A 12,556-nucleotide genomic window follows, 5' to 3' on the forward strand; every position below is an offset into this window, starting at 1 on the left:
GCGGATGAGGGCCCGCGCCTGGGGGCTGCTCCTCGGGTACGCCGCCGACCTGCTCCTCGGCGACCCGCGACGGCTCCACCCGGTGGCCGGCTTCGGCACCGCCGCCGCTGCCCTGGAGCGGCGGATGTACGCCGACAGCCGCGCCCGCGGGGCGGCGTACGCCGGCCTCCTCGTCGGCGGCGCCACAGGACTGGGACTGACCGCAGCCCGGCTCGTACGCCGCAGCCCGGCCGCGGAGGCCGCCCTGACCGCAGCCGCCACCTGGGCGGTGCTCGGCGGACGCACGCTGGCCCGCGAGGCCGACGCGGTCCACGCGCTGCTGGAGGCCGGCGACCTCCCCGCGGCCCGCCGCAGGCTCGGCCACCTGGCCGGCCGCGACGCATCCGCGCTCGACGCCGACGGGATCGCTCGGGCGGTCGTGGAGTCGGTGGCCGAGAACACCTCCGACGCCGTGGTCGCTCCGCTCCTCTGGGGCGCGGTGGCCGGGGTGCCCGGCCTCGTCGGCTACCGCGCCGCCAACACCCTCGACGCGATGGTCGGCCACCGCAGCCCGCGCCACGAGCGGTTCGGCTGGGCGAGCGCCCGGCTGGACGACGTGCTCAACCTCCCCGCCGCGCGCCTGACCGGCCTCCTCACTCTCGCCGCCGCGCCGACACACGCGGGCACCGCCAGGCGCGCCTGGCGCCGCGACGCGGCCGCACACCCGAGTCCCAACGCCGGCGTCGTCGAGGCCGCGTTCGCCGGATCGCTCGGTGTCCGGCTCGGCGGGACCAACATCTACGGCGAGCGGGTCGAGCACCGCGGCACCCTCGGCGACGGGCGTACGCCGACGCTGCGTGACATCCCCCGGGCGGTGCGGCTCGCCGGGCTGGTGGACGGGCTGGCCGCGGCCCTCGCCGTGCTAGCGTCGGCGCGATCAATCACGGGAGTCGACGGAAGCCGGTGAGAATCCGGCGCGGTCGCGCCACTGTGACCAGACCCCGAGCCAGGGCGTCTGGAAGTCAGACCCTCCTCTCCACGTGACCCCATCGAACGGGACGCGCAATCCCGGAGGAGGCCTCGCCGCCGTGGCGACATCACCCACCCCGTCCGACCACACCACGAACCGGGGCGGGATGCTCGCCCGGGTGCTCACGACCTGGACCCGGCGCGACTGGCTCGAGGCCTGGGCGCTCCTCGGCGTCGTGGCGCTCATGCACGTCGTCGGCTTCGGCGTCCTGCTCGGCCTCGTCGGCCCGCGCCACTACAGCCTCGGCAGCCAGGTCTTCGGCGTCGGGCTCGGCATCACGGCCTACACCTACGGCCTCCGCCACGCCTTCGACGCCGACCACATCGCCGCCATCGACAACACCACCCGCAAGCTGCGCGCCGACGGCACCCGGCCCAAGTCCGTCGGGTTCTGGTTCGCGATGGGCCACTCCACGATCGTGTTCGTCCTGGCGGCCCTGGTCGCCGCCGGCGCCCAGGTCGTCCACACGCTCGCCGACGGCGACTCCGGTGCCCACCGCACGCTGGGGACGGTCAGCACGCTGAGCTCCGGCTGCTTCCTCTACCTCATCGGCGTGCTCAACCTGGTCGCGCTGGTCGGCATCTGGCGGGTCTTCGCCGGCCTGCGCCGTGGCGTGTTCAGCGAGGACGAGCTCGAGCAGCAGCTCGCCCGCCGCGGCCTGCTCGCCCGGCTCCTCGGTGCGCTGACGCGGACCGTCACCCGGCCGGTGCAGGTCTACCCGGTCGGCGTCCTCTTCGGGATCGGCTTCGACACCGCGACCGAGGTCGCGCTGCTGGTCCTGGCCGGCAGCGGCGCCGCGGCCGGCGTCCCGTGGTGGGCGATCCTCGTGCTCCCGTTGCTCTTCGCGAGTGGGATGAGCCTGCTCGACTGCCTCGACGGGCTCTTCATGAGCCTGGCGTACGACTGGGCCTTCCTCGAGCCCGTCCGCAAGGTCTACTACAACCTCGCGGTCACCGGGCTCTCCGTCGCCGTGGCGCTCCTCATCGGCACCATCGAGCTGGTCACCGTCCTCCACGACGACCTCGGCTGGGCCAACGGCGTCACCGACCGGATCAGCGGCATCGACCTCAACAACGTCGGGTTCGTGGTCGTTGGCCTGTTCGTCGTGGTCTGGGCCGTCGCTATCGCCTACTGGAACCTTGCGAGGGTCCAGGAGCGCTGGGGCGCGGCCGAGTAGGCGCTGCGGGCACGCGACGTCAGTTCAGCGCCCACCTCGTCGGCGCGGTCGTCTCCAGGACGGCCGGCGACCCGGGCAGCCCGACGACGGCCGGCCCGGCCAGGTCGAGCGACACGGTGAGCAGAGTCTCCCAGCGCTCCGTGGGGCCGGCGGTCGCCGACGGCACGGCGCAGATCGGCGCACCGGCGCCGGCGTCGCCGCAGGCGGCCCGGGCGAGGGGCCGTGCACCCTGCTCGCCGGCCGCCCGGAGCGCCGGTCGCTGCGCACGCAGGTGCTCGAGCCGGGCGTACGTCGTCGAGCCGGCGTCGCAGGCCTCGCCGGTGGCCAGCACCGGGTCGAGGAAGTGGTTGGTGTGGAGCAGCACACCGTCCTCGGGGCGTACGACGCCGACGCCGGCCGGCGAGAGCTCCAGCGCGGCCGCCTGACCGTCGACGGTGGCGACGGTCAGGACGGTCGACGCGCTGACGGTCGCCGAGCGGGCGACCTCGATCGCCTCGTCCAGGGTGGTCGCAGTGTCGAGGACGCGCCGGGCGACGGCGTGCACCGGGACGCCGTCGGCGCCGGTCGCGTCGGACTCGTGACGGAGGATGTTGAAGTGGCAGCCCACTCCCGCGGCGTTGACCCCGATCTTGCCGGGCATGCCGGGCTCGGTGAACGTCGCGAAGCCCAGCCCGTCCGGGCCGGTGCCACGCAGGATCCACCCGACCGGGGCCACGTCCGCGACCCAGTCCCAGGTCTGGAGGGTGCGCGGCGGACCGTCCGGCGGCAGCACGACGACCGCCGAGCACTCGGGCGCCTCCCGCGGCAGCGTCGCGAGGATCTCGGTCCGCGCGTAGAGCAGCGCGAGCTCGGCCGGGTCGACGCCGGCGCCCTTCGCCGTACCCTCCGCCTCCGCCGCCAGGTCCGGCGCCCACGCCGCGAGGGCCTCGGCCGACGCCCGGGCGACCCGCCGCGCGGTCGCCTCCGGCACTCCGGCGAGCGCGTAGTGGGCCAGATAGCGGCCGACCCCGTCGCGGACGTCCTCGCGGCCGGCGCGGCCCAGGGCGGCGCCCCGCTCGAGGGGTACGCCGTCGGGCAGGCGGTGCTCGACGATCCTCATCCGGTCTCCTCTCCCGCGCGGCGCTCGCCGGACCATCAGAGCACACCGGGCAGCGCCGCGGGGAGCGCCCGCACCCAGTCCGCCGCCGCGGCCACGTCGTGGACGGTCCGCACCCCGGCCGGGCCCGGCGGCCGGCGTACGACCACGACCGGGACCCCCAGCTGGGCGGCGGCGTCCAGCTTCGGCCGGGTGTAGTCGCCGCCGGAGTCCTTGGTGACGAGTACGTCGGCGCGGTGGCCGCGCATCAGCGAGAGCTCGCCCGCGAGGTGGTAGGGGCCGCGGCTGGTGACGATGCGCCAGTCGGGAGGCACGGCGAGATCGGGCAGGTCGACGACCCGGGCGAGGACCGAGCGCCGGCCGAGGACGGGCACGAACCGGGCCAGCTCCTGCCGCCCGACCGTCACGAACGGCCGCCGCCCTAGGCCGTCCGCCACCGCGGCCGCCTCCTTGTGGGTGTCGACGCGGTGCCAGCCCGGCTCGTCGGGCCACCCCGGCCGCTCGAGGCGTAGCAGCGGGACCTCCGGCTCCATCGCGCACGCCGCGGCGGCGTTGGCGCTCATCCCGACGGAGAAGGGGTGGGTGGCGTCGACCACGGCGTCGTACGCCGCGAGGGCGTTGCGCAGCCCCAGCACGCCGCCGAAGCCGCCGGTCCGCACGCGCCCGACGGGGAGGCGCGGCCGGGCGACCCGCCCGGCCAGCGACGTGGTGACGTCGACGCGGTCGGCGACCAGTCGGGCGGCGAGCTCGCGGGCCTCGCTCGTCCCGCCGAGGAGCAGCACTCTCACGGGGTCCATCCTCCGCCACCGGCCGGTGGCAGGACCGGCAGCCCGGCCGGTGCGCCGTCGCGGGCGAGGGCGAGCAGCGCGTCGACGTCGAGGTGCTCCTCGACCAGGTCGCCGAGGAGGTCGAGACGCCGCTCGCGGGCGGCCGGGAACGAGACCCGCGAGACGACGCCGAGCGCCTCGCGGAGGTACTCCGATCGGTGCGCGTCGTCCTCCAGCAGCCCGTGCACCATGGTCCCGGTGACCGCCCCGCGGCGGGTCTCGCCGCGGACCCGCCCGTGGTGGATCTCGTAGCCGGCCGGCTCGTGCAGCCGCAGGGTCTTCTCCGCGGCGAACGTCGTCGCCAGGTCCAGCAGGCCGAGCCCCTCAACCCGCGTCCCGGGGGCCCCCTCGACCCCCTCGGGGTCGGCGATCTCGCGGCCGAGCATCTGGCAGCCGCCGCAGATCCCGAGCACCGCGCCGCCGCGCGCGGCGTGGTCGTGGATCGCGGCGTCCAGACCGCGTGAGCGCAGCCAGGCCAGGTCGGCGACGGTGGCCCGGGTGCCCGGCAGGACGACCAGGTCGGCATCGCCCAGGTCGCCGGGCCGGGACGCGAAGACGACGTCGAGATCGGGCTCGAGCCCGAGCGCGTCGACGTCGGTGAAGTTGCTGATCCGCGGCAGCCGCACGACGGCGACCCGGGCGGCCGCCTCCCCGCGCGAGCGGCGCCCGTCGAGGTCGAGCGCGTCCTCGGAGTCGAGCCACAGACCGGGGTGCCACGGGAGCACGCCGTACACCGGGCGGCCGGTCAGCCGCTCCAGGCTTCGCAGGCCCGGAGCGAGCAGCCCCGCGTCGCCGCGGAACCGGTTGACCACGAACCCCGCCACCAGCGCCTGGTCGGCGGGCTCGAGCAGGGCCACCGTGCCGTACATCGCCGCGAACACCCCGCCCCGGTCGATGTCGCCGACCACGACGGTCGGCAGGCCCGCGTGCCGGGCGAGGCCGAGGTTGACGTAGTCGCCCGCGCGCAGGTTGATCTCCGCCGGGCTGCCCGCGCCCTCGGCCACCACGACCTCGAAGCGCCCCGCGAGGTCGTCGTACGCCGCATGCGCCGCCGCCGCCAGCGGCCGCCGCCCGGCCGCCCAGTCGCCCGCCGACACCTCGCCGCCGGGCTGCCCCATCAGGACCACGTGGCTGCGTCGGTCGGAGCCGGGTTTGAGGAGGACCGGGTTCATCGCCGGCTCGGGACGTACGCCCGCCGCGAGCGCCTGCACCCACTGCGCCCGGCCGATCTCGGCGTAGCCGGTGGTTGAGGAGGTCGCGCCAGCACTCGTCGAGCCGGTGGTTGAGGAGGTTGCGCCAGCACTCGTCGAGCCGGTGGTTGAGGAGGTTGCGCTAGCACTCGTCGAGCCGGTGGTTGAGGAGGTTGCGCTAGCACTCGTCGAGCCGGTGGTTGAGGAGGTTGCGCTAGCAACCGTCTCGAAACCACCGGCGCAGACCATCGAGTTGTTGGACATGTTCTGGGCCTTGTAGGGCGCCACCCGCACCCCGCGCCGCGCGAAGGCCCGGCACAGCCCGGTCGTCACCACGCTCTTGCCGGCGTCGGAGGTGGTGCCGGCGACCAGCAGCCCGCTCACTGCGGGGCCCTGAGCAGATAGACGTCGAGCACCCAGCCGGCCGCCGCACGCACCCGCTCCCGGGCGGCCTCGATCTCGCCGAGCACGTCGCCGACCCGCCCGGCCACGAGCGCCTCGCCGGTGGTGCCCAGGTTGGCGCCCCACCAGACCGACCAATCCTCGAGCCCGGCGAGATCGAGGGTGCGGTTGAGCATGACGACGACGTTGCGCTGACCCGCGTCGATCGCCTCGCGCAGCCGCCGCCCGGTGGTGACGTGCACCGGCTGACCGACGTCGTGGAGCACGATCCGGTGGCGCGCGGCCAACAGCTGCGCGGCGGCGACGCCGGGCAGGACGTCGTACGCCACCTCGACCCGGCCGCGCTCGGCGACCGCCTCGACGATCCGGATCGTGGAGTCGTAGAGCGACGGGTCGCCCCAGACCAGGAACGCCGCGGTGCCGCCGCGCTCCGCCAGCACGCGCTCGTACGCCGCGACGCGGGCCTCGTGCCACTCCGACACCGCCCGCTCGTAGCGCGGGACGTCCGAGGTGCCGGTCCGGTCCCGCTCCGGATCGGCCACCGCGACGACCGGCGGGTCGCCGTGGAGCCGGCAGATCTCGCGGCGTACGGCGAGCAGGTGGTCGTCCTCGCCCTTCTCAGCGGCCACGACGTAGTCGGCCGACCGCAGCGCCTCCGCGACCTCCGCCGTGACGTGCTGCGGACCCATCCCGACCCCGAGGATCCGGACCCTCACGACCCCGTCGCTCACGACCCGGCCCCCTCCTCCAGGTCGCCCTCCACCTCGAGGTAGACCTGCTGCAGCGCGGCGAGCAGGTCCGGGTCCGGCTCGGCCCACAGGCCGCGCTCGGCCGCCTCGTGGAGCCGCTCGACGATGCCGCGCAGCGCCCACGGGTTCGACTGCCGCAGGAAGGCCTGGTTGGTCTCGTCGAGGACGTACTCGGTCGCCAGCCGGTCGTACATCCAGTCGTGCACCACCCCCGCGGTGGCGTCGAAGCCGAAGAGGTAGTCGACCGTCGCGGCCAGCTCGAAGGCGCCCTTGTAGCCGTGCCGCTGCATCGCCGCGATCCAGCGCGGGTTGACGACCCGGGCCCGGAAGACGCGGGCGGTCTCCTCCGAGAGGGTCCGGGTGCGGACGGCATCGGGGGAGGTGGAGTCGCCGACGTACGCCTTCGGGTCGGCGCCGGTCAGTGCGCGGACGGTGGCGACCATGCCGCCGTGGTACTGGAAGTAGTCGTCGGAGTCGGCGATGTCGTGCTCGGCGGAGTCGACGTTCTTCGCGGCGACCCTGATCCGCCGGTAGTTGGTGCGCATGTCGTCGGCGGCCGGGGCGCCGTCGAGGTCGCGGCCGTAGGCGAAGCCGCCCCACGCGGTGTAGACCTCGGCGAGGTCGTCGTCGTCGCGCCAGGAGCCGGACTCGATCGCCGGTAGGATGCCGGCGCCGTACGACCCGGGCTTGGAGCCGAAGATCCGGGTCGTCGCCCGTCGCTCGTCGCCGTGCGCCGCGAGGTCGGCGCGGGCGTGCGCTCGGACGAAGTTGGACTCCTCCGGCTCGTCGAGGCCGGCCACGAGGCCTACCGCGTCGTCGAGCATGGCCACCACGTGGGGGAAGGCGTCGCGGAAGAACCCGGAGATGCGGACGGTCACGTCGATGCGTGGTCTGCCGAGCTCCTCCAGGGAGATCACCCGGAGGCGGGAGACGCGGCGGGACTGCTCGTCCCACTCCGGGCGTACGCCGAGCAGGGCGAGCACCTCGGCGATGTCGTCCCCGGAGGTGCGCATCGCGGAGGTGCCCCACACCGAGAGGCCGACGGAGGCGGGGTAGTCGCCGGTCTCCTCGAGGTAGCGCTGGAGCAGGGAGTCGGCCATCGCCTGGCCGGTGTGCCACGCCAGCCGCGACGGCACCGCGCGCGGGTCGACGGTGTAGAAGTTGCGACCGGTCGGCAGCACGTTGACCAGCCCGCGCAGCGGCGAGCCCGAAGGACCGGCGGCCACGAAGCCGCCCTCGAGGGCGTGCAGCACGGCAGCGATCTCGTCGGTGGTGCGCGCGAGCCGCGGGACGACCTGCTCCGCCGCGAAGGAGAGCGCCCGCTGCACCTCGGGGTCGTCGTGGAGGCGCTCGGCGGCGGCCGGGTCCCAGCCGGCGGCCTCCATCGCCTCGACGAGCTGCCGGGCGCGTGCCTCGAATCCGTCGACCTCCGCCGTGGAGGCGGCGTCGACGTCCTTGAGCCCGAGCGCGGCCCGCATGCCGGGGACGGCGTTGCCGACCCCGCCCCACACCTGCGGCGCGCGCAGGATCGCGAGCACCAGGTTGACCCGGGCCTCGCCGACCGGTGCAGCGCCGAGGACGTGCAGGCCGTCGCGGATCTGGGCGTCCTTGATCTCGCAGAGCCAGCCGTCGACGTGGAGCAGGAAGTCGTCGAACTCCTCGTCCCCGGGCCGGTCGTCGAGGCCGAGGTCGCGGTGCATCTGGGCGGCCTGCATCAGCTGCCAGATCTCGCCGCGGACGGCGGGCAGCTTGCCCGGGTCCATCGCCGCGATGTTCGCGTGCTCGTCGAGGAGCTGCTCGAGGCGAGCGATCTCGCCGTACGTCTCCGCGCGCGCCATCGGCGGCACCAGGTGGTCGACGATCGTCGCGTGCGCCCGGCGCTTGGCCTGCGCGCCCTCGCCGGGGTCGTTGACGAGGAAGGGGTAGATCAGGGGGAGGCTGCCGATCGCGGCGTCCGGGCCGCAGGAGGCCGAGAGCGCGGCGTTCTTGCCCGGGAGCCACTCCATCGAGCCGTGCTTGCCCAGGTGGACGACGGCGTGCGCGCCGAAGCCGTGGTGCTCCCGGGGCGCCTCGAGCCACCGGTAGGCGCCGAGATAGTGGTGGGACGGCGGCAGGTCCGGGTCGTGGTAGATCGCGACGGGGTTCTCCCCGAAGCCCCGCGGCGGCTGGATCAGGATCACCACGTTGCCGGCCTGCAGGGTCGCGAGCACCAGCTCGCGCTCGTCGTTCACGAACAGGGAACCCGGCGACTCGCCCCACGTCTCGGTCATCGCATCTCTCAGATCCGCCGGCAGGTCGGCGGTCCAGGCGTCGTAGTCAGCCTTCGAGATCCGGACGTGGGCGTCGGTGAGCTGCGCGGACGTCAGCCACTCCTCGTCCTGACCGCCGGCGGCGATCAGCGCATGGATCAGGGCGTCGCCGGCCTCCGTGTCGTCGTCCATGTCGAGCACTCCGAAGCCGTCCCCGACGTCGTACCCCTCCTCCCGCAGCCGCCGCAGCAGCCGGACGGCGGACACCGGGGTGTCGAGTCCGACGGCGTTGCCGATGCGGGCGTGCTTGGTGGGGTACGCCGAGAGCACCAGCGCGAGCCGCTTCTCGGCGTTCGGGAGCCGCCGGAGCCGGGCGTGGTTGGCCGCGATGCGGGCGACGCGGCCGGTCCGCTCGGGGTCGACGACGTAGTGCGGGAGCCCCTGCTCGTCGAGCTCCTTGAACGAGAACGGCACGGTGATGATCCGCCCGTCGAACTCGGGGATCGCGATCTGCGAGGCCGAGTCCAGCGGGGTCACTCCGTCGTCGGAGGCCTCCCACTCGGCGCGCGAGGAGGTGAGGCACAGGCCCTGCAGGACGGGGATGTCGAGGGCCGCCATCCGCTCCACGTCCCAGGCCTCGTCCTCGCCGCCCGCGGACGCGGGGACCGAGCCGCCCGCCGCCAGCACCGTGACCACGAGCGCGTCGAGGCTCCCGAGCGCGGCGTACAGCTCGTCGGGCGCGGAGCGCAGCGAGCCGGCGAAGATCGGGACGCCCTCCGCCTCGCCGGTCGCGTCGATCGCGTCGGCCAGCGCGTGCGCGAAGCCGCTGTTCCCGCTGGCCTCGTGGGCGCGGTAGTAGAGCACCCCCACCCGTGCGGTGGTTGAGGAGCTTGCGCTAGCAAGCGTCTCGAAACCACTGGGACCACCGGCCCGCACCGCGTACCCCCACACCGGGATCTCGACCGGCGGCTCGAACCCCTCGCCGGTGAGCAGCACGGTGTCGGAGAGGAACGCGTGCAGGTGCGCGAGGTTGGTCGGCCCGCCCTCGGCGAGGTAGCGGTGCGCCTGCGCGACGATCCCCGGCGGGACGGTGGAGCGCTCCATCAGCTCCGCGCTCGGCTGCTGCTCGCCGCCGAGGACGACCAGCGGCGTACCGCTCTCACGGACCGACGCGAGTCCGGCCCACAGGTCGTCGGGCGAGCCCAGCAGCCGCACGACCACCAGGTCGGCGCCGGCGGTCAGCGCGGCGAGCTCGGCATCGGTGGAGCGGCCGGGGTTGGCCCAGGCGTACGCCGCGCCGCTGGCGCGGGCGGAGAGCAGGTCGGTGTCGGACGTGGACAGCAGTGCGATCCGCATGGCGCGGCTCCTCCTCCGGGGTTCTCGCCCCGTCGAGCGGTCGGACGCACCCGTCACCAGTGTCTGGCTGGTCCCTCGCGGGACGTCACAGTGGCGGAACCGCCCCGGAGTCTCACCGGGTTCCTGGGCCGCGGGCGATAACGCGCACCCTACGGGAGGCGCGGCTCGGCCAGGATGGTTGCCCATGGAGCTGACCGAGACGTTCGAGTGGCGCGGCCGCACCGTCCGCTGGCGCAGGGAGGGCGCCGGGCCGCCGGTGGTGTTCTGTCATGGCACTCCGTGGTCGTCGGTGCTGTGGAGCCCGCTGGCCTCCGCCCTGGTGGGCGAGTTCACGGCGTACCTCTGGGACATGCCGGGGTACGGCGCCTCCTCGAAGTCGCCCGACCACGCCGTCTCGCTCGACGTCCAGGGCGAGCTGCTCGTCGCCCTGCTCGACCACTGGGGCCTCGAGGGCCCGCACGTCGTCGCCCACGACATCGGCGGGGCCGTGGCGCTGCGGGCGCACCTGCTGCACGGCGCGGAGTACGCCTCGCTGGCCCTGGTCGACGTGGTCGCCCTGCGGCCGTGGGGCTCGGACTTCTTCCGCCTCGTCCAGCAGCACGCCGACGTCTTCGAGCGGCTCCCCGGGGCGGTGCACGAGGGCGTCGTCAGGGCGTACGTCGCCGGGGCCAGCGCCCAGGGGCTGGCCGAGCGTGACCTCGATGTCCTCGTCGCCCCCTGGCTGGGGGAGGAGGGGCAGCCGGCGTTCTACCGCCAGATCGCCCAGGCCGACGAGGCCCACACCGACGAGGTCGAGCCGCTCTACCCGAGCGTCCGGGCCCCGGTGCACGTCGTCTGGGGAGAGGCGGACGGGTGGATCCCGGTGGACCGCGCCCACCGGCTGGCGTCAATGGTCCCGGGGGCCGGGCTGACCGTGGTCGAGGGTGCCGGCCACCTGATCCACCTCGACCGGCCGGAGGCGCTCGCGGTCGCGGTCAGCGGCTGGCTGCGCTCACACTGAGCTCGCACTGAGCTCTCGCAGGAGTCGAGCGGTCTCCGCGTCGGCCGGGTAGAACGTCTCGATCGAGAGCTCCTGCACCGTCACGTCGGCCGCCGTCTCGACCACGGCGGCGATCGAGACGAGCGACAGCTCGCCCCCCGGGTGGCGCAGCCGCAGCGGCAGGACCACGCTGGTCATCGGGTCGGCCGTCGGGGCCTCCTCCGTCCCGCCGGGGTAGGCCGCGAGCTCGGCGTACAGCTCCTCGAGGCGCACGTCGCCGGTGTGGTCGGCCCGCCTGCGCACCTGTCCCAGCAGGTGCGTCCGCCACTGCGCGAGGTTGCCGATCCGCGGCGCGAGACCGTCGGGGTGGAGCGAGGCGCGCAGGACGTTGACCGGCGGCTCGAGCAGCTCCGGCGCGCAGCCCGCCATCAGCCCCACGGCGGCGGCGTTGGCGTCGAGCAGCTCCCAGTAGCGGTTGATCACCAGCGCGGGATGCGGCTCGTGACCGGCCAGGATCGCGCGCAGCGCCTCCCGGACCGAGGCCAGCTCGGGTGCGTCGAGGGAGTGCTCGGGGTAGGCCGGTGCGTAGCCGCCCGCGAGCAGCAGCTGGTTGCGCTCGCGCAGCGGCACGTCCAGGTGCTCGCTCAGCTTCAGGATCATCTCGGGCGTCGGCCGGGAGCGGCCGGTCTCGACGAAGCTGAGGTGCCGGGTCGAGATCTCCGCCTCGACCGAGAGGTCGAGCTGGCTGAGCCGGCGGCGCTCCCGCCAGGCGCGCAGCAGCTGGCCGACCGGACGGTCGGGCAGGCGGTCGGGCACACGGGCGAGCGTCGACGTCACCCGACCGACGCTAACCGCGTGGTGCCGTCGGGCGCGACGACGTTTCCCGCTCGGCCCGGTCCGCGACCCACCCCTCGACCGCCGCGGTCGTGCGCGCGCGGTCACCCGTCGCGAGCAGGTCTAGCAGCGACCCGCGGAGCAGCCCGAGTGCCGCCGTACGCTCTGCCCCGCCGCGCGTCGTACGCCGCTCCGCCGCCGGCTGCGAGCCCGCCAGCAGGGCCAGCCAGTCCTCGACGGTCTCGCGCGCGAAGCCCGCCCACGGCCCACCGGGGTCCATGAGCGAGCGGGCGTACGCCTCCACCCAGAGCGTGACCAGTGGCCGGTGGGCCTCGTCGGAGAGCCAGGACCAGACCGTCGCCGTCGTCGCGGCCAGCCCGGCGTGCTGCTCCTCGCGGGCCCGGTCGAGGAGCGCGATCTCGTCCCGCCGCGCCCGCGCCAGCAGGGCCCGGACGAGCCCCTCCTTGCTGCCGAAGAGGAACAGCAGCACCCGCGGGCTCGACCCGATCGCGCTCGCGAGCGGCCGCAGCGACAGGTCGCCCAGGCCGTGCTCGAGCACGTAGGCGTACGCCGCCTCGAGGAGCTCGGTCTCCCGGGCCGACGGCCCCGGACGCTGTTCCGCGTTCCGCGCCGGCTTCTGCGTTGACCCCGTCGTCGCCATGCGCCTAGCGTAGAACCACTGAAACAG

Annotated in this window: 10 protein-coding genes and 1 riboswitch; of the genes, 3 read left to right on the forward strand and 7 right to left on the reverse strand. The window is 74.8% G+C overall.

Annotated elements, in window-relative coordinates; translation table 11 throughout:
- Positions 1-4: 4 nt before the first annotated feature.
- Both ABLE53_RS19900 and nicT read left to right on the forward strand, forming a co-directional pair.
- Positions 5-946: a cobalamin biosynthesis protein gene (locus tag ABLE53_RS19900; protein WP_348860884.1), complete on the forward strand. Its 942-nt coding sequence runs from the start codon at positions 5-7 to the stop codon at positions 944-946.
- Positions 947-1,067: 121 nt separating this feature from the next.
- Positions 1,068-2,186 carry a Nickel transporter NicT gene (gene nicT / locus ABLE53_RS19905; RefSeq protein WP_348860885.1) on the forward strand — a complete coding sequence of 373 codons (1,119 nt, stop codon included), beginning with the start codon at positions 1,068-1,070 and terminating at the stop codon, positions 2,184-2,186.
- A gap of 19 nt (positions 2,187-2,205) precedes the next feature.
- On the opposite strand, the gene ABLE53_RS19910 is transcribed toward nicT, so the two are convergent.
- From ABLE53_RS19910 to cobN, 5 genes are read right to left on the reverse strand one after another with little or no spacing between them, the layout of a single operon-like run.
- Entirely contained in the window at positions 2,206-3,285 is a 1,080-nt protein-coding gene (locus ABLE53_RS19910) for a C45 family autoproteolytic acyltransferase/hydrolase (protein ID WP_348860886.1), read from the reverse strand.
- A gap of 35 nt (positions 3,286-3,320) precedes the next feature.
- Complete coding sequence (locus ABLE53_RS19915; RefSeq protein WP_425474896.1) at positions 3,321-4,079, reverse strand: cobalt-precorrin-6A reductase; 759 nt, start codon at positions 4,077-4,079, stop codon at positions 3,321-3,323.
- Positions 4,067-5,683 (reverse strand): cobyric acid synthase, encoded by a 1,617-nt coding sequence (locus tag ABLE53_RS19920; RefSeq protein WP_348860888.1) that lies wholly within the window; start codon positions 5,681-5,683, stop codon positions 4,067-4,069. The genes ABLE53_RS19915 and ABLE53_RS19920 overlap by 13 nt, the downstream gene beginning before the upstream one ends.
- Positions 5,680-6,432: a precorrin-6A synthase (deacetylating) gene (gene cobF, locus ABLE53_RS19925; protein WP_348860889.1), complete on the reverse strand. Its 753-nt coding sequence runs from the start codon at positions 6,430-6,432 to the stop codon at positions 5,680-5,682. The genes ABLE53_RS19920 and cobF overlap by 4 nt, the downstream gene beginning before the upstream one ends.
- Positions 6,429-10,055 (reverse strand): cobaltochelatase subunit CobN, encoded by a 3,627-nt coding sequence (cobN, locus tag ABLE53_RS19930; protein WP_348860890.1) that lies wholly within the window; start codon positions 10,053-10,055, stop codon positions 6,429-6,431. The genes cobF and cobN overlap by 4 nt, the downstream gene beginning before the upstream one ends.
- Positions 10,056-10,092: 37 nt before the next feature.
- Positions 10,093-10,213, reverse strand: a riboswitch (cobalamin riboswitch).
- Between the two features lie 26 nt (positions 10,214-10,239).
- Between cobN and ABLE53_RS19935 the strand changes: the two genes are divergently transcribed.
- A complete protein-coding gene (locus tag ABLE53_RS19935; RefSeq protein ID WP_348860891.1) occupies positions 10,240-11,055 on the forward strand; it encodes an alpha/beta fold hydrolase in 816 nt (271 codons plus the stop codon).
- Here the strand turns inward: ABLE53_RS19935 and ABLE53_RS19940 are convergent.
- On the reverse strand, positions 11,047-11,871 hold the full coding sequence (locus ABLE53_RS19940; protein ID WP_348860892.1) for a helix-turn-helix domain-containing protein: 825 nt from the start codon (positions 11,869-11,871) through the stop codon (positions 11,047-11,049). The genes ABLE53_RS19935 and ABLE53_RS19940 overlap by 9 nt on opposite strands.
- A 10-nt stretch (positions 11,872-11,881) precedes the next feature.
- Complete coding sequence (locus tag ABLE53_RS19945) at positions 11,882-12,529, reverse strand: TetR/AcrR family transcriptional regulator (RefSeq protein ID WP_348860893.1); 648 nt, start codon at positions 12,527-12,529, stop codon at positions 11,882-11,884.
- Positions 12,530-12,556 lie beyond the last annotated feature (27 nt).

It is taken from the genome of Nocardioides asiaticus (assembly GCF_040049175.1).
Lineage (GTDB): Bacteria > Actinomycetota > Actinomycetes > Propionibacteriales > Nocardioidaceae > Nocardioides > Nocardioides cheoyonin.